Annotated in this window: 15 protein-coding genes and 2 rRNA genes; 16 read left to right on the forward strand and 1 reads right to left on the reverse strand. The window is 43.2% G+C overall.

Annotated features, from left to right (window positions below; translation table 11 throughout):
- Positions 1-173 precede the first annotated feature (173 nt).
- The 13 genes from MOJ78_RS00270 (at position 174) to rsmI (ending at position 11,753) form a co-directional block, all read left to right on the forward strand.
- A 23S ribosomal RNA gene (locus tag MOJ78_RS00270) occupies positions 174-3,106 on the forward strand.
- Between the two features lie 135 nt (positions 3,107-3,241).
- Positions 3,242-3,357 (forward strand): 5S ribosomal RNA (gene rrf / locus MOJ78_RS00275).
- Positions 3,358-4,012: 655 nt separating this feature from the next.
- Entirely contained in the window at positions 4,013-4,201 is a 189-nt protein-coding gene (locus tag MOJ78_RS00280; protein WP_304979281.1) for a sigma factor G inhibitor Gin, read from the forward strand.
- 103 nt (positions 4,202-4,304) lie between these two features.
- A complete protein-coding gene (locus MOJ78_RS00285) occupies positions 4,305-5,732 on the forward strand; it encodes an aminotransferase class I/II-fold pyridoxal phosphate-dependent enzyme (RefSeq protein WP_304979282.1) in 1,428 nt (475 codons plus the stop codon).
- 38 nt (positions 5,733-5,770) lie between these two features.
- A complete protein-coding gene (gene tmk, locus MOJ78_RS00290; protein WP_304979283.1) occupies positions 5,771-6,406 on the forward strand; it encodes a dTMP kinase in 636 nt (211 codons plus the stop codon).
- Between the two features lie 243 nt (positions 6,407-6,649).
- Complete coding sequence (locus MOJ78_RS00295; protein WP_304979284.1) at positions 6,650-6,979, forward strand: cyclic di-AMP receptor DarA; 330 nt, start codon at positions 6,650-6,652, stop codon at positions 6,977-6,979.
- A 13-nt stretch (positions 6,980-6,992) separates the two neighbouring features.
- Positions 6,993-7,433: a YaaR family protein gene (locus MOJ78_RS00300; RefSeq protein ID WP_304979285.1), complete on the forward strand. Its 441-nt coding sequence runs from the start codon at positions 6,993-6,995 to the stop codon at positions 7,431-7,433.
- Positions 7,434-7,449: 16 nt separating this feature from the next.
- A complete protein-coding gene (gene holB / locus MOJ78_RS00305; RefSeq protein WP_304979286.1) occupies positions 7,450-8,436 on the forward strand; it encodes a DNA polymerase III subunit delta' in 987 nt (328 codons plus the stop codon).
- 4 nt (positions 8,437-8,440) lie between these two features.
- Positions 8,441-9,265 carry a PSP1 domain-containing protein gene (locus MOJ78_RS00310; protein ID WP_304979287.1) on the forward strand — a complete coding sequence of 275 codons (825 nt, stop codon included), beginning with the start codon at positions 8,441-8,443 and terminating at the stop codon, positions 9,263-9,265.
- Positions 9,266-9,277: 12 nt separating this feature from the next.
- A complete protein-coding gene (gene yabA, locus MOJ78_RS00315) occupies positions 9,278-9,640 on the forward strand; it encodes a DNA replication initiation control protein YabA (RefSeq protein ID WP_304979288.1) in 363 nt (120 codons plus the stop codon).
- A 245-nt stretch (positions 9,641-9,885) separates the two neighbouring features.
- Positions 9,886-10,620: a tRNA1(Val) (adenine(37)-N6)-methyltransferase gene (locus MOJ78_RS00320; protein WP_304979289.1), complete on the forward strand. Its 735-nt coding sequence runs from the start codon at positions 9,886-9,888 to the stop codon at positions 10,618-10,620.
- A complete protein-coding gene (locus MOJ78_RS00325) occupies positions 10,607-10,906 on the forward strand; it encodes a GIY-YIG nuclease family protein (protein WP_304979290.1) in 300 nt (99 codons plus the stop codon). The genes MOJ78_RS00320 and MOJ78_RS00325 overlap by 14 nt, the downstream gene beginning before the upstream one ends.
- Complete coding sequence (rsmI, locus tag MOJ78_RS00330) at positions 10,872-11,753, forward strand: 16S rRNA (cytidine(1402)-2'-O)-methyltransferase (RefSeq protein WP_304979291.1); 882 nt, start codon at positions 10,872-10,874, stop codon at positions 11,751-11,753. The genes MOJ78_RS00325 and rsmI overlap by 35 nt, the downstream gene beginning before the upstream one ends.
- Positions 11,754-11,962: 209 nt before the next feature.
- On the opposite strand, the gene MOJ78_RS00335 is transcribed toward rsmI, so the two are convergent.
- The gene (locus MOJ78_RS00335; RefSeq protein ID WP_257351284.1) at positions 11,963-12,247 is read right to left on the reverse strand and encodes a transition state genes transcriptional regulator AbrB; all 285 of its coding nucleotides are present in this window, start codon (positions 12,245-12,247) and stop codon (positions 11,963-11,965) included.
- Positions 12,248-12,939: 692 nt separating this feature from the next.
- Here MOJ78_RS00335 and metG point away from each other — a divergent pair.
- The 3 genes from metG to MOJ78_RS00350 all read left to right on the forward strand — a co-directional run bounded on the left by metG (position 12,940) and on the right by MOJ78_RS00350 (position 17,339).
- Positions 12,940-14,913: a methionine--tRNA ligase gene (gene metG, locus MOJ78_RS00340; RefSeq protein ID WP_304979292.1), complete on the forward strand. Its 1,974-nt coding sequence runs from the start codon at positions 12,940-12,942 to the stop codon at positions 14,911-14,913.
- Between the two features lie 253 nt (positions 14,914-15,166).
- Positions 15,167-15,937: a TatD family hydrolase gene (locus MOJ78_RS00345; RefSeq protein ID WP_304979293.1), complete on the forward strand. Its 771-nt coding sequence runs from the start codon at positions 15,167-15,169 to the stop codon at positions 15,935-15,937.
- Between the two features lie 202 nt (positions 15,938-16,139).
- A complete protein-coding gene (locus MOJ78_RS00350; protein ID WP_304979294.1) occupies positions 16,140-17,339 on the forward strand; it encodes a resuscitation-promoting factor in 1,200 nt (399 codons plus the stop codon).

Below are 17,339 nucleotides of genomic sequence, written 5' to 3' on the forward strand. Positions count from 1 at the left end.
TAGTTTTGAAAGAGCTATTTGTTCTTTCAGAACATTCTTCATGTAAATGGAGAACTTTGTTCCTTGAAAACTAGATAACGAAAATTCTTGATAACAAGACATCGAAACTATGCGTTAATGTGATGCTTCGGCATCATGAAAACCGATACTCACGAGCGATCGTGAGCATCATTGGTTAAGTTATGAAGGGCGCACGGTGAATGCCTTGGCACTAGGAGCCGAAGAAGGACGGGACGAACACCGATATGCCTCGGGGAGCTGTAAGTAGGCTTTGATCCGGGGATTTCCGAATGGGGGAACCCACTGTCCGTAATGGGACAGTATCCATACCTGAATACATAGGGTATGAGAAGGCAGACCTGGGGAACTGAAACATCTTAGTACCCAGAGGAAGAGAAAGCAATTGCGATTTCCTGAGTAGCGGCGAGCGAAACGGAATCAGCCCAAACCAAGAGGCTTGCCTCTTGGGGTTGTAGGACACTCTATACGGAGTTAGAAAGGAACGGCGTAGGTGAAGTGGTCTGGAAAGACCCGCCAGAGGAGGTAACAGCCCTGTAGCCAAAACGTCGCTCCCTCCAGAGTGGATCCTGAGTACGGCGGGACACGTGAAACCCCGTCGGAAGCTGGGAGGACCATCTCCCAAGGCTAAATACTCCCTAGTGACCGATAGTGAACCAGTACCGTGAGGGAAAGGTGAAAAGCACCCCGGAAGGGGAGTGAAAAAGATCCTGAAACCGTGTGCTTACAAGTAGTCGGAGCCCGTTAACGGGTGACGGCGTGCCTTTTGTAGAATGAACCGGCGAGTTACGATCACGTGCAAGGTTAAGTTGAAAAGACGGAGCCGCAGCGAAAGCGAGTCTGAACAGGGCGAATCGAGTACGTGGTCGTAGACCCGAAACCGAGTGATCTACCCATGTCCAGGGTGAAGTTCAGGTAACACTGAATGGAGGCCCGAACCCACGCACGTTGAAAAGTGCGGGGATGAGGTGTGGGTAGGGGTGAAATGCCAATCGAACTCGGAGATAGCTGGTTCTCCCCGAAATAGCTTTAGGGCTAGCCTCGTGGCTAGAGTTCTGGAGGTAGAGCACTGATTGGACTAGGGGTCCCCACAGGATTACCGAATTCAGTCAAACTCCGAATGCCAGCAACTTATCCACGGGAGTCAGACTGCGAGTGATAAGATCCGTAGTCGAAAGGGAAACAGCCCAGACCATCAGCTAAGGTCCCCAAGTATACGTTAAGTGGAAAAGGATGTGGAGTTGCCCAGACAACCAGGATGTTGGCTTAGAAGCAGCCACCATTTAAAGAGTGCGTAATAGCTCACTGGTCGAGTGACTCTGCGCCGAAAATGTACCGGGGCTAAACGTATCACCGAAGCTATGGATTGTACCGATGGTACAGTGGTAGGGGAGCGTTCAAAGGGCTGAGAAGCGAGACCGGAAGGACTCGTGGAGCGCTTTGAAGTGAGAATGCCGAGTAGCGAAAAGAGAAGTGAGAATCTTCTCCATCGAAAGCCCAAGGTTTCCTGAGGAAGGCTCGTCCGCTCAGGGTTAGTCGGGACCTAAGCCGAGGCCGAAAGGCGTAGGCGATGGCCAACAGGTTGAAATTCCTGTACCACCTCCTTTCCGTTTGAGCAACGGGGGGACGCAGGAAGGTAGGGAGAGCGCGCTTTTGGATATGCGCGTCCAAGCAGTTAGGCCGGTGGATAGGCAAATCCGTCCACCATAACGGCGGAGCTGTGATGGCGAGGGAACTAAAGTACCGAAGTCCCTGATCCTACACTGCCAAGAAAAGCCTCTAGCGAGGAAAGAGGTGCCCGTACCGCAAACCGACACAGGTAGGCGAGGAGAGAATCCTAAGATGCTCGGGAGAACTCTCGTTAAGGAACTCGGCAAAATGACCCCGTAACTTCGGGAGAAGGGGTGCTCTGATAGGGTGCAAGCCCGAGAGAGCCGCAGTGAAAAGATCCAAGCGACTGTTTAGCAAAAACACAGGTCTCTGCGAAGCCGTAAGGCGAAGTATAGGGGCTGACACCTGCCCGGTGCTGGAAGGTTAAGAGGAGGGGTTATCCCTTACGGGAGAAGCTCTGAATCGAAGCCCCAGTAAACGGCGGCCGTAACTATAACGGTCCTAAGGTAGCGAAATTCCTTGTCGGGTAAGTTCCGACCCGCACGAAAGGTGCAACGACTTGGATACTGTCTCAACGAGAGACCCGGTGAAATTATAGTACCTGTGAAGATGCAGGTTACCCGCGACAGGACGGAAAGACCCCATGGAGCTTTACTGTAGCCTGATATTGGATTTTGGTATCGTTTGTACAGGATAGGTAGGAGCCTAAGAAGCCGGACCGCCAGGTTCGGTGGAGGCGTCGGTGGGATACTACCCTGACGGTATTGAAATTCTAACCCAGGACCGTGATCCGGTTCGGAGACAGTGTCAGGTGGGCAGTTTGACTGGGGCGGTCGCCTCCTAAAGTGTAACGGAGGCGCCCAAAGGTTCCCTCAGAATGGTTGGAAATCATTCGCAGAGTGTAAAGGCACAAGGGAGCTTGACTGCGAGACCTACAAGTCGAGCAGGGACGAAAGTCGGGCTTAGTGATCCGGTGGTTCCGCATGGAAGGGCCATCGCTCAACGGATAAAAGCTACCCTGGGGATAACAGGCTTATCTCCCCCAAGAGTCCACATCGACGGGGAGGTTTGGCACCTCGATGTCGGCTCATCGCATCCTGGGGCTGAAGTAGGTCCCAAGGGTTGGGCTGTTCGCCCATTAAAGCGGTACGCGAGCTGGGTTCAGAACGTCGTGAGACAGTTCGGTCCCTATCCGTCGCGGGCGCAGGAAATTTGAGAGGAGCTGTCCTTAGTACGAGAGGACCGGGATGGACACACCGCTGGTGTACCAGTTGTTCCACCAGGAGCATAGCTGGGTAGCTACGTGTGGACGGGATAAGTGCTGAAAGCATCTAAGCATGAAGCCCCCCTCAAGATGAGATTTCCCATCGCGTCAAGCGAGTAAGATCCCTCAGAGAAGATGAGGTTGATAGGTCTGGTGTGGAAGCGTGGTGACACGTGGAGCTGACAGATACTAATTGATCGAGGACTTAACCTCAAAAAATCGATGTTTGAATCAAGAATGGACGTTATCTAGTTTTGAAGGAATGTGGTTTCCTAAAAAAAGGAACTTCGACTAAAGACCACCACGTCCTGTGGTGAACATCGAAGTCAACACATCCTGTATAAGTAGTCTGGTGACGACGGCGAAGAGGTCACACCCGTTCCCATGCCGAACACGGAAGTTAAGCTCTTCAGCGCCAATGGTAATTGGGGGCTTCCCCCTGTGAGAGTAGGACGTCGCCGGGCGCAAAAAGATGAAACGAATTCAGATTCGTTTCATCTTTTTTTATTGAAATGAAATGAAAAAAGGAAGAAACGGGGTGTCCTCGTTTCTAACCGCACTTATTTTAGTTAAAAGCCGTTCCTTTTTGATCAAATTATCACTTTTTTACGCAGTTAACGATCGAATTTCTTTGAAATCAATGAAATTACTTCTTAAAAACTTTTCTAATTCAGCGAAGAAACAATATATCAACCACGGAGTCTGATATATCGACCACAAAATCAATTTTATCAACCACGAATCAAAATATATCAACCACAAACCACAATATATCGACCACGCGTAGTAAAAAAGAACTAAAAAAGACAATTCTCGTCAAGATTCCTTGTTAAGTTAATTTTAGGGCTGAGATGAGCGAAGTGCTCTAGAAAACTAGACAGCCAACCTCTGCCAACCCCTGTTGAAATGAAAAGAAGTAAGGAAGAAACGAGGTGACCTCGTTTCCGCTATTCTATTGAGAAAAGCTTAGCGCTAGCTTAGTTTTTCTTTAGGTAGACATACACAATTCTGAGTGTCCTATCATACATTTACGATAGCACCTATCTATTTTCAAAAAATTGAATCGGTTTTGTATATTTTAAATCGTTTCAGGCCATACTTGTGATGGAGGTGGGAGAAGTGAAAGCTACAAAGCAGACTTTGGAAACATGTATGGTTTGTGAGAAGAAAGCGGAAAAGGGGATCCATATTTTTCATCACTTTTTATGCTGTAATTGTGAGCAGAAGATGATTTCGACGGATACAGATGATGAGGAGTATCAATATTTTATAGAAAAACTTCGAAAAATAAATCGTGTTTCATGTTAGGCAGGTGACCAACACCTGTTTTTTATTTTGTACAAAAGCGGGAAATTCGTTTTTCTGATAAAATGAAACAAGAACATATTATTTGGAAGCGGAAGGATATTAAATGAAACATGTACGTACGCCGTTAATCGACCAGCTTTTAAGGCACCGTAAGGAAGAAACGTATTCTTTTCATGTTCCAGGGCATAAAAATGGGCTGCTATGGGCTGAAACGGAGTGGTCCAATACTCTTTTATCGATCGATGCAACAGAATTGACTGGTTTGGATGACTTACATGACCCTACCGGAGTAATAAAAGAAGCACAGGATCTGACCGCGGAAGCATATGGTTCAGATCGAAGTTACTTTTTAGTGAATGGAACGACTATCGGGAACCTGGCGATGATTATGACGTTATGCAAGCGAGGTTCGAAAATTCTCGTTCAACGGAACAGCCATAAATCGGTCATGAATGGAATTAAACTTTCTGGTGCCCATCCGGTTTTCATCACGCCAGAGGTTGATACGAAAACAGGACTGGCAACGGGGATTGAATTGGATCAGGTCAAGTCAGCATTTGAACACCACCGTTCGTTTAGTGCCGTCGTTTTAACCAATCCGAATTATTATGGGATGACAGCCGATTTAACAGAAGTGATTACATATATTCATCAAAAAGGTGTGCCGGTGATGGTGGATGAAGCACATGGTGCACATTTCGGTATCGGTGAACCGTTTCCGCCATCATCTCTTGAAATGGGCGCAGATGCAGTTGTTCATTCTGCACACAAAACCCTTCCTGCAATGACGATGGCGTCCTTTTTACACGTACGATCAAGTAGAATTGATGTTGGCCATTTGGAGGAGAATTTATACATACTGCAATCGAGCAGCCCTTCTTATCCTTTGATGGCGTCACTTGATTATGCACGGGCGTACCGGGATTCTCTTTCAGAAAAGGACCTCATGGATATTTTAAAAAGCATCCAAGCGTTTATCCAATTGTTAAATGAAATTCCGCAAATAGAGGTAATTGGGGGCAAAGGGCGATACGTTTGGCTCGATCCATTAAAGCTCACAATAAAATCGAAGACCACGCGATCGGGGTATGAGCTGCAGGCTCTTTTTGAAAAAGAAGGGATTTTTGCTGAACTCGCTGACCCGCATCATGTATTGCTCGTATTACCGCTAGCGCCATTAAAGGATCCAGTAGATATTGCTGCACGTATTAAACGATCAGTAAATGATCTGGATGTAATCGAAAATGAAGTTCCATACGCTTCCTTTTTGCAACTACTTCCGAGTGTTACCGAGCGAATTTTAACGGTAGAACAGATTCGACAAAAATCAAACGCCTACGTTTCATTAGCTCAATCCATTGGAAAAATTTGTTCGGAAACAATCATCCCTTATCCGCCAGGAATTCCGATCCTGATTGAAGGTGAAAGGATTACGCTCGCGCAGATTAAGTATTGTGAACATTTAATTGAAAAGGGAGCTCGATTTCAAGGGTCCAAAATTCATGAGCGCGAGATAAAAGTCGTCGATTAAACGATATGCAACGAGAATAACCGGGGGGCAATTATTTTATGAAAAAACCAATTTTCATTACGTTCGAAGGTCCTGAGGGGGCTGGAAAAACGACAATATTACAACGTCTCGATCAAGAACTCAAAAAACGTTCAGTTCCATTTATTTCAACGCGAGAACCAGGTGGAATCGATATTGCCGAACAAATTCGCTCAGTTATTTTAAACCCTGAAAATACAAAAATGGATGGTCGGACGGAAGCATTGTTGTATGCTGCAGCTAGAAGACAGCATCTCGTTGAAAAAGTGCTTCCAGCGCTTCAAGAAGGCAAGACAGTACTTTGCGATCGGTTTATTGACAGCAGTCTTGCTTACCAAGGGTTTGCTCGTAATCTCGGGATTGAGGAAGTGTATTCAATCAACCGTTTTGCGACAGAGGATCGAATGCCTGACCTAACCTTTTATTTCAATATCTCGCCTGAAGCAGGACTTGGACGGATAGACGATAATGAATCAAGGGAAAAGAACCGGCTTGACCTAGAAAAACTGGACTTCCATCAAAGGGTTCAAGATGGATATGAACGTGTGCTCAAAATGTTTCCCGATCGATTTGTGATCATCAATGCGGAGCAAACTGTTGAACAAGTGTATGCTGATATTTTAAAAGTATTAAACGAGAGGTTGTTCAGGGATTAGCCATGATACCTTCACCTAGCGTCTACAAGTTTTACTCTGATGAATGCTTTCTCAGTGATACTCTCAGCTTTCCTGCAAGTATCGCTCGTTGTTATAATAGAAGAAAGACGTAAAAAAGGCGAGCATAACCAAGTTTTCTTCATAAAAAAGAAGGATTATCAGATGAATTGGGAAAAAGTATATAGATAAAAGAGGTTGTTTCAAACAACCATGAAGATTGAATTTTTGAAAGGGGCTATCGTTATGAAGCTTGTGATGGCGGTTGTTCAGGATAAAGACAGCACACGTTTATCGGATGCGCTTGTGAAAAGCAATTTTCGAGCCACAAAACTTGCAAGTACAGGAGGCTTCTTAAAGGCTGGCAACACGACGTTCATGATAGGTGTTGAAGATCAACATGTTCAACGAGTCCTTGATATCATTAAGGAAAATTGTCAGAGTCGTGATCAGTTAGTAGCACCTGTATCACCAATGGGCGGAAATGCAGATTCCTATGTGCCTTATCCTGTGGAAGTAGAGGTAGGGGGCGCAACGGTATTCGTTCTTCCAATCGAACAGTTCATACAGTACTAAGGGAGGCATCCAAATGAAAATCGGCCAAGAAATTCGGACGATGGCAGAGCAAAGATTGCAGGAAGGGTCTAAGCCTTCTATTAAATCCGGACAGTTCAGTTCTGCAGTACAAACTCAGCAACAAAAGCTGCAAAGCGGACATTTGACAGCATTATTGACGAAGGTTGATCAGCAGGGTCAACGACTTTTAAAATCCCAAACTCTCGGAGATCTTCGCGAATATAAACGTTTAGTGAAACGGTTCGTAAAAGAGACCGTCGACTTTGGTATGCATTTAAAAAAATCAAGAAGCTGGAACGGACATGGTCATCTAGAAACCATCCATCTTGTCGAGCGTATCGATGAGGAGCTGCTTACCTTGACTGATGAGATGATGAATAAAGAGACAAAAGCCATCGATCTGTTAGGAAGGATCGGCGAAATCAAGGGGTTACTAGTCAACTTGTATACTTAGAAAAGGGTCGATTGAAATGAGCTGGAACACACTATCTGAAAAACAACCGTACGTAACAAAGCTTTTAACGAACAGCATAAATAAGGATCGTCTTGCACATGCCTACCTTTTTAAAGGGAGTAAAGGAACAGGCAAGAAACAAATTGCTTTTCATTTGACGAAAGCCTATTTCTGTCGGGTTCGACAATCGAGTGAGCCATGCGGAGAATGCTCAGACTGCAAACGGATTGATTCAGGCAATCACCCTGATGTTCATATTGTTGAACCGGATGGTCAATCGATAAAAATCGAACAGATTCGCAAGCTTCAAAAGGAGTTTTCCTATCTTGGTCTGGAATCAAAGGCAAAAGCGTATATTCTTGAGCACTCCGACAAGATGACTACACAGGCGGCCAACAGTCTGCTTAAATTCTTGGAGGAGCCTGGGCAAAAAACGATTGCATTGCTGTTAACGGAAAATCCACAGCAATTGCTCGATACGATTATCTCACGATGCCAGGTTTTGACGTTTGCACCACAGTCCAATACACAATTGATCGACACCTTGATTAATAATGAATTTCCGGAGCATCTTTCGCGTACTGCTTCTGCATTGACGAATGACCAAACTGAAGCAGAGGTGTTTTTACAGGACGAGTGGTTTGTACAAGCGAGAAGGAACGTGTTAAAATTAATGGAAGAGCTTATTCAACGTCCTCAACGTTCATTTTTAGCTCTACAGGAACATTGGTATCCCCATTTTAAAGAAAAACAACAGGTCGAGGTAGGTTTAGATCTGTTGTTGATTTGGTATAAAGATGTTTTTTTCACCCAGCTGGATGAAAATCACTCGGTCGTATTTAACGATCAACAAAATTTATTGTCCGACCAAGCATTAAAGCGCTCACAACGTCGGGTTCATGATCAGATGATGCTGATTTTAGAGGCAAAGCGGAGGTTACAAGCGAACATGAATCAGCAATTGTTGATGGAGCAGCTTGTGCTTAAATTGCAGGAGGGATAAACCTGTGTATGAGGTAATTGGTGTCCGCTTTAAAAAGGCGGGTAAAATATATTATTTTGATCCTGGTGATCACGAAATCGATGTCAATTCGTTTGTAATTGTCGAAACGGCGAGAGGGATTGAATACGGCAAGACAGTCCTCTCTAAAAAGAAGGTCGAAGAAAACGATGTCGTTCTTCCATTGAAAAAAGTAGTACGGGTTGCCAATTCGAAGGATCAATTGACAGTCGAGGAAAATAAGGAAGCATCCAAAGAGGCTTTTCAGGTTTGTATTAAAAAAATCGACGAACATGAACTCGATATGAAGCTTGTTGATGTCGAGTACACGTTCGATCGGAACAAAGTCATCTTCTATTTCACTGCGGATGGACGAGTGGATTTTCGAGAGCTCGTTAAAGATCTCGCTTCAATCTTCCGTACCCGGATTGAATTGCGCCAGATTGGTGTAAGGGACGAGGCAAAAATGCTTGGTGGTATTGGCCCATGTGGTCGTATGCTCTGCTGCTCGACCTTTTTAGGTGATTTTGAGCCTGTATCGATCAAGATGGCAAAAGACCAAAACCTGTCGTTGAATCCTGCCAAGATTTCGGGTTTATGCGGTCGATTGATGTGTTGCTTGAAGTACGAGAACGATGATTATGAAACTGCTAAAAAAGAGCTTCCGGACATCGGAGAGAAAATTCTTACACCTCACGGAAGTGGAAAAGTCGTTGGATTGAATATTCTTGAACGCTTAGTGCAAGTGGATCTTTTCGAGCGTGAACGCGTAATCGAATTTACTCTGGATGAGCTCATAAATGAAGGCTCCGTTTCACAAGCTACAGAATAACGGGGTGAAACCGTGGAAAAAAAAGAAATCTTCTCAAGAGTTAGTGAAATGGAAGAGCAGATCGGAAGTTTATATAAACAGCTTGGAGATCTAAAGGTCCAATTAGCTGCTCTCCTAGAAGAAAATCATCATTTGGGAATTGAAAACAGTAATCTACGGAGCCGATTAGATAGCGGTGGTGAGAATAGCAAACAGTCAAAGGAACCTTCCTCTAAGGATTTTGATGCAAAAGGCGATACGCCGGATGTCGGAGAAGGGTATGACAATCTTGCCCGTTTATATCAGGAGGGCTTCCATATTTGTAATTTGCATTATGGGAGCATCCGAACTGAAGGTGACTGCTTGTTCTGTTTGTCATTTCTTAACAAAAAATAAAAGCCGTTTAACAGCCCATCAACTCTACATATGGTGGTGGCTGCTGTAATTACGGTTCTATTTTTCCGGACTGATTCACAAGGGTCTGGCTCATTCCGTCTTGTTCTTGTTACGAAGGCTGCGATGGATGCCAACCTCTTGATTCGAATCAGTCTTTTTAATTGCATTCGTTATGTTGTGGCAATATAAAGTGACGCTTTTATCTTCCTTTGTGAACACATACTTTTATGAAAGGGAAAAGCCTAATGGTTGAATTGTTTGAGGATGAACGAATTGATTATATTATAAAAGATAAGCTGAAAATCATTCAAAGTCCGTCTGTATTTACATTTTCGTTGGATGCTGTCTTATTGGCGAACTTCGTCTATGTTCCGATTCAAAAAGGAAAACTACTCGACCTTTGTACAGGAACCGGTGCAGTGCCACTCCTTTTAACTACACGAACAAAAGGAAACATTACAGGTGTTGAGATACAGGGTCGGCTTGTGGACATGGCGAAGCGGAGTGTAACATTGAATCAGCTTGATCGTGTTCATGTAGAAGAGATGAATATACTTGATTTCGAGAAAATGAATAAGGTGCAATACGATGTAGTGACATGCAACCCTCCATATTTTGCTTCCAAAAATCCGAACGATCACAATGAAAACAAACACCTTGCCATTGCAAGGCATGAATTGTTTTGTACGTTGGAGGATGTGATCAGGATAGCCGGAAAATCACTGCGACAAGGTGGCAAGGCTGCTTTTGTCCATCGTCCTGAACGTTTAATGGATCTTTTATCTTTGATGCGTACATATTGCTTGGAACCCAAACGACTTCAGTTCGTTTATCCGAAAAAAGGGCGCGATGCGAATATGGTCCTTGTTGAAGGAACGAAAGGTGGAAAACCTGATTTACGCTTGCTTCCGCCCGTGATTGTATATAATGATCAGAACCACTACACGGAGGAGGTTCGTAGGCTATATGAAGGACATTGAGCATTTTGTTTATATTTTAGAATGCAACGACGGCAGCCTATATACCGGTTATACGAATAACCTGAAAAAGCGAATCGAGACCCACCAGCAAGGAAAAGGAGCGAAGTATACAAGAGGGCGAACACCAGTGGAACTCGTGTATGTCGAGCACTTTCATACGAAAACGGAAGCAATGAGAGCAGAATATCAAATCAAACAGCTTCCTAGATCTGAAAAGCTTGAAGTTATCAAAGAGAAGGAGGGGAATGTCGATGTGGCAGCAATCAAGTTATCAATCAATGGATAAACGAGGTACGCTTTATGTGATCCCCACCCCGATCGGAAATTTAGAGGATATGACTTTCCGTGCAATAAATTTATTAAAACAAGTGAATTTGATCGCAGCAGAGGATACGCGGCAAACGAAAAAGCTATGTAACCATTTTGAGATCCCGACTCCTCTCCAAAGCTATCATGAGCATAATAAATTTAAAAGTGGAGAAAAGCTGCTGGAAAAATTACAGGATGGTAATGATATTGCTCTTGTCAGTGATGCGGGTATGCCAGGTGTATCCGATCCAGGCTATGAATTGATTGAACAATGTGTACGAAGTGAAATTCCGGTCGTACCTTTACCAGGTGCAAATGCAGCATTGCCATCCTTGGTAGCATCAGGTCTACCAACAGAGCATTTTTACTTTTATGGGTTTTTACCGAGAGATAAAAAAACGCGGAAAGAAGAATTGGGCTACTTGGCAGGGCTTCGAGATACGTTCATTCTGTATGAATCTCCACATCGTATAAAAGAGACGTTAAAAGAACTACATAGCACACTTGGTCCTGATCGAAATGCTTCATTGGCTAGAGAGTTAACGAAAAAATATGAGGAAATCATTCGTGGGAATGTAGAAGAACTCTATCGATGGAGTGAGACAGAATCGATCCGTGGTGAGTTTTGCATCGTTATTGAGGGAACCGGTGAAATAAAGAGTCAATCCGAGAACCTTTGGTGGAGTTCGCTTTCGGTAGTGGACCATGTTGAGAAGTACATCGCGGAGCAGGGAATGTCGAGTAAAGATGCGATCAAACAAACCGCCTTAGACCGTAATCTCCCCAAACGAGACGTCTATCAAGCCTATCATGTAAAAGAATGATCAGAAAAATCGAAGTGCTTAGCCTTGATTGTAAATGGAACCGGAAATTCTTAAGCCTGCATCAGTCATAAGATGATACTGTCCCTGAGGGTGTGCTTTTTCAGGTTGAGGGAACGAATCCACTCCCATCATCTGGTCACCTAAGGCTGAACACCAAGGAAAAGCAGATAGAAAAAGGATAGCCGGCTGGCTATCCTTTTTTATAAGTATTATTTTGTTTTTGCAACGTAATCATTTAGTTCATTCATGATTTGCTCTGCACCTTCACGGCTAAGGATGATTTTCCCACCTGCGATAGTAAGGTTGTCATCGGAAACCTCTCCAGTTACCTGACAAGTCATGTTAGGCTTGTACTTTTTAAGAACGATACGGTCGTCATCAACATAAATTTCAAGTGCATCTTTTTCTGCAATTCCAAGTGTACGACGAAGTTCAATCGGAATCACCACGCGACCAAGTTCATCAACTTTACGAACAATACCTGTAGATTTCATTTTTTAACATTCTCCTCTCATTGTATGTTGCATTTTTACTCTATGTTTATCGCCATTATTCGACAAAAACTATTATGCCCTTATAATACCAGCGATTCCCAAACGCGTCAATCATTTTCTTTTAACTAAAAACAATTGTAAAATTTGTAATATCCCTAACCCCCTCATATGATGGTGTTTATAAAATGTATGATTACTGTTTTTTGAACATTTGAAAATAAATAACAGGAATTTTTACCCATTTAAATTACTATACATTTACTCCAAAAGTTTTATTTATTGACACGTATTCGTCAATTTTCGACAAAAGTGTTGTCGAATGATGTGATAAATCCTTTGATATAGAAAAACTACTTGATGGGAGTGCGGTCATTAGGGTATATTTCACATTAAGAATGTCCCATAATACTTTGTATAGTAATAGTTTTTAGAATGCATTTTGCCTGGATAGGGTCGTATAGTCATCCTGTGGACATTTACATATATTGTTTTTCGTAGCAGAATGTCATTTTATGTCTAGTAATAGAAAAAAGTCTTTTAATGGATGTTCATTATCCTTTTGAACACGCACTTTGGTTAATGATAGAATAAGAACGAATTAAGCTTAGAATCGAGTGTTCAAAAAACGTATGTACTGTTACCCCATTTTATAAAAGTTTAAACAATTTATGGAAACAAGAGGAGGCCTTGACATGCCTGAGGAGCAAAAATCCTTTTATATTACGACACCAATTTATTACCCTAGTGGAAAACTTCATATCGGTCATGCATATACGACTGTAGCTGGAGACGCGATGGCTCGCTATAAACGATTACGTGGATATGATGTCAGATACTTGACGGGTACAGATGAGCATGGACAAAAAATTCAAGATAAAGCAGAGGAAAATGGTGTTCCTCCAATTGATTATGTCGATGAGATCGTCGAAAGTATTCAGGAGCTATGGAACAAGCTTGAAATTTCTTATGATGACTTTATCCGGACAACGGAAAAGCGTCATAAAGTGGTTGTTGAAAAAATATTTAAACAGTTGATGGATCAAGGCGATATTTACCTTGATGAGTATGAGGGTTGGTACTGCACTCCTTGTGAATCTTTCTTTACAGAATTGCAGCTTGAAGAAGGAAACTGTCCGGATTGCAGTAGAGCTGTTCAGAAGGTAAAGGAAGAATCCTACTTCTTTAAGATGAGTAAATATGCAGATCGACTGTTGAAATTTTACGAAGAGAATCCACATTTCATCTTACCGGAAACACGGAAAAATGAGATGATCAATAATTTCATCAAGCCAGGGCTTGAGGATCTTGCGGTATCTCGAACGTCCTTTGATTGGGGTGTTAAGGTTCCTGGTAATCCGAAGCATGTAATCTATGTGTGGATTGACGCTTTATCGAACTATATTACTGCGTTAGGGTACGGGACAGACCACGAGGAAAAGTTCCAAAAATATTGGCCAGCGGATGTTCATCTCGTTGGAAAGGAAATTACGAGATTCCATACGATTTATTGGCCGATCATCCTAATGGCTTTGGATGTACCACTTCCTAAGCAAGTGTTTGCACATGGATGGTTGCTTATGAAGGATGGGAAAATGTCGAAATCAAAAGGGAATGTTGTCGATCCGGTTACCTTGATCGATCGTTATGGTCTCGATTCATTACGCTATTATCTTTTGCGTGAAGTTCCATTTGGCTCAGATGGGGTTTTTACTCCAGAAAGCTTTGTTGATCGAGTGAACCATGACTTGGCAAATGACCTAGGGAATCTATTAAATCGAACGATAGCAATGATAAGTAAGTATTTTGATGGGAAAATACCGGCGTATTCCGGACCGGTGACCTCATTTGACACGTCATTAGAAGAGCTCGTTGATTCAACTTTAACGAAAGTAGAAAATGAGATGGATCATATGGAGTTCTCTGTTGCGTTATCATCAATCTGGCAATTGGTAAGCCGAACAAATAAATACATTGATGAAACACAACCATGGATCCTTGCAAAGAACGAGGACCAACGTGACCAATTAGCATCGGTTATGTCGCACCTCGCAGAATCATTGCGCTACATTTCAGTCATGATACAGCCGTTCATGACGAAAGCACCTGCAAAAATGTGGGAACAGCTTGGGATTTCAGGTGAATCGATAACCAGTTGGCAAAGTCTAAAGGAATTCGGACAAATTCCAGGTGGAACAGAAGTTAAAAAAGGCAACCCGATCTTTCCGCGTCTTGAAAATGAGGAAGAAATCAACTACATCAAATCCTCAATGATCGGATCACTGCCACAAAACGAAGGAGATTCAAAGGACGATTCGGATGTAAAGAACGAAGAGGAACCAACCAATGAAATATCCTTTGACGAATTTTCGAAGGTTGAGCTTCGGGTAGCGGAGATTAGTAAGGCTGAAAAAGTGAAGAAGGCAGATAAGTTATTAAAGCTTCAGCTTGATCTAGGCAATGAAACAAGACAGGTCGTTTCTGGTATTGCCCAGTATTACGAAGCGGATGAACTGATTGGCAAGAAGGTGATCTGTGTCACGAATTTGAAGCCTGTCAAACTGCGCGGTGAACTTTCTGAAGGAATGGTCCTTGCTGGAAGTGAGGGCGGTCAATTGAAGCTTGCGACAATTGACCAGGAACTTCCGAACGGTGCCGTCGTCAAGTAGAGAATTCCTCTTTCAGATGAAACTGCAAATTTTAAAATGATAGGGGCTGACCAATATACGAGTATTTCTCTCGTGCATTGAGTCAGCCTTTTTTACATTATTACTAGAACGGTTTGTCCTTGTAATGAATTTGTAACGAGAATGACAAGCAAATGAATTAGAATTCTTCATTATATATATGTTAAACTAGGAAAGTATTTTGAGAATCTAGTGAAAATAGACTAGAAATAACCAATTGCAGGTGTTAATAACGATGCTATTTGACACACACGCACATTTGAATGCTGTTCAATTCGATGAAGACAGAGAAGAAGTCATCCAACGTGCAAAGGACGAAGGGGTTTCTCACATTGTCGTCGTTGGATTCGACCGGCCGACGATTCATGGTGCGTTAGAGTTATCAGACAACTATGAATTCATATACGCAGCAGTCGGATGGCACCCTGTTGACGCCATTGACATGACAGAAGAAGACCTAAAGTGGATCGAGGAATTGGCATCACATCCGAAAGTGGTAGCAATTGGGGAAATGGGCCTCGATTATCACTGGGACAAATCGCCAAAAGACGTTCAAATGGACGTTTTCCGCAAACAGATTCAGCTTGCGAAAAAGGTGAATCTTCCGATTGTCATTCACAACCGGGATGCTACAGAAGACGTGGTCTCAACCCTGAAAGAGGAGAAAGCCGAAGAAGTTGGGGGCATCATGCATTGTTACAGCGGAAGTCTTGAGATTGCCAAAGAGTGCATGGATATGAATTTTTACATATCCTTCGGGGGGCCTGTCACATTTAAAAATGCAAAGCGCCCAAAAGAGGTTGCACAAGAAATTCCGTTAGATCGCATCTTAATTGAAACGGATTGCCCTTACTTAAGCCCGCATCCGTTACGAGGAAAGAGAAATGAGTCCTCGTATGTCAAGTATGTGGCAGAACAAATCGCCGAGTTAAAAGGTATATCTTTTGAAGAAATTGCAAAAAAAACGTCCGACAATGCCTTTCATTTATTCGGCATCAAACGCTGAGGAAGCATGTCGAAAAACGATAGGATAAAGAGATAAAAGCGAGTTTATACAACGTTCGTCATCGATTGACAGAAAGGTTGTCGAGTAGTTTTTCTTTCTTTTTGGAACATTCCCTTGCATAATGGGGACGAAACGGGGAAAGGAGGCTTGCTTGACGAAAGACAGGTGTTGTATATTCAGACCTTTGTAAAGGAGGGGTCGGATGATGATGATCCGCCTAAAAGCTGTAATGACCAGGATGTTTCAGGGGAAATGGCTTCTGGTAACCATCGCAGGACTTCTTGTTTTGGGAACTGCCGTCAGTGTCGGTGCTTATGAATTGACAAAAAACACGGTGACGCTCTCAATTGATGGGAAGGAAAAACAGGTGAAATCTCACGCCGAGACAGTCAAGGAAGTATTAAGTGAACATGACATTGCGGTGGGCTCTCACGACATCGTGAACCCGTCATTAGATACGAAAGTCTCACACAAGATGAAGATAAGCTGGACGCCTTCATATCAAGTAACCATCAATATCGATGGTGAAGAAAATGAGTTATGGACGACCGCAGATACAGTCAAGGAGTTCTTGTCTTCAGAAAAAATTCAGGTTACTGAGCACGATAAAGTCAAGCCTGATTTGGATTCAAGCATAAAAGATGGTTTAACAGTTGAACTCCATAAAGCGTTTCAAGTGAACTTGAACGATGGAGGGAAAGACAAGAAAGTTTGGACCACTTCGATTACTGTCGCTGACCTTTTAGAGCAGCATAAGATTCAATTATCGGAAATGGATCGAGTTGAACCTGGCATGGATGCCCGCGTCAAAACGGGAGGTCAGGTTAATATCATTCGAGTTGAAAAGGTCACCGATGTAGTGGAAGAGGCTGTTGATTACGCCGTTGTGAAACGGAAAGATAATAACCTTGCCGAGGGAAGAGAAAGAGTTATTTCCCAGGGTGTAGAAGGTAAAGTGAAAAAGCATTATGAAGTAATTCTCGAGAATGGCAAGGAAGTTTCACGAGAACTTGTTAAAACCGAAAAAATCAGCGATAGTAAAGATAAAATTGTCGCAGTCGGTACAAAAGAGATTCAACATACGGTTTCCCGTGGTGAGCCTTCATCATCAAGCCGTGAATTTTATGTATCAAGCACAGCTTATACTGCCAATTGCAACGGGTGCTCTGGTATTACATCTACTGGAGTCAACCTTAAAGCCAACCCGAACGCAAAGGTGATTGCGGTAGACCCGAGTGTCATTCCTCTTGGAACACGTGTGTGGGTTGAAGGCTATGGTTATGCAGTAGCAGCGGACACAGGCGGTGCGATCAATGGAAACAAAATTGACGTCTTCTTCAACACGAAGTCTGAAGCATATAGCTGGGGTAGACGAACGGTTCTTATCAAAATTTTAGACTGA

Origin of the sequence: Alkalihalobacillus sp. AL-G (assembly GCF_030643805.1) — a bacterium.
Lineage (GTDB): Bacteria > Bacillota > Bacilli > Bacillales > Fictibacillaceae > Pseudalkalibacillus.

Coding starts and splice junctions, on each gene's coding strand:
- MOJ78_RS00285 (WP_304979282.1), top strand. CDS start 4,305: ATGAAACATGTACGTACGCCGTTAATCGACCAGCTTTTAAGGCACCGT.
- tmk (WP_304979283.1), top strand. CDS start 5,771: ATGAAAAAACCAATTTTCATTACGTTCGAAGGTCCTGAGGGGGCTGGA.
- MOJ78_RS00295 (WP_304979284.1), top strand. CDS start 6,650: ATGAAGCTTGTGATGGCGGTTGTTCAGGATAAAGACAGCACACGTTTA.
- MOJ78_RS00300 (WP_304979285.1), top strand. CDS start 6,993: ATGAAAATCGGCCAAGAAATTCGGACGATGGCAGAGCAAAGATTGCAG.
- holB (WP_304979286.1), top strand. CDS start 7,450: ATGAGCTGGAACACACTATCTGAAAAACAACCGTACGTAACAAAGCTT.
- MOJ78_RS00320 (WP_304979289.1), top strand. CDS start 9,886: ATGGTTGAATTGTTTGAGGATGAACGAATTGATTATATTATAAAAGAT.
- MOJ78_RS00325 (WP_304979290.1), top strand. CDS start 10,607: ATGAAGGACATTGAGCATTTTGTTTATATTTTAGAATGCAACGACGGC.
- rsmI (WP_304979291.1), top strand. CDS start 10,872: ATGTGGCAGCAATCAAGTTATCAATCAATGGATAAACGAGGTACGCTT.
- MOJ78_RS00335 (WP_257351284.1), bottom strand. CDS start 12,247: ATGAAATCTACAGGTATTGTTCGTAAAGTTGATGAACTTGGTCGCGTG.
- metG (WP_304979292.1), top strand. CDS start 12,940: ATGCCTGAGGAGCAAAAATCCTTTTATATTACGACACCAATTTATTAC.
- MOJ78_RS00345 (WP_304979293.1), top strand. CDS start 15,167: ATGCTATTTGACACACACGCACATTTGAATGCTGTTCAATTCGATGAA.
- MOJ78_RS00350 (WP_304979294.1), top strand. CDS start 16,140: ATGATGATGATCCGCCTAAAAGCTGTAATGACCAGGATGTTTCAGGGG.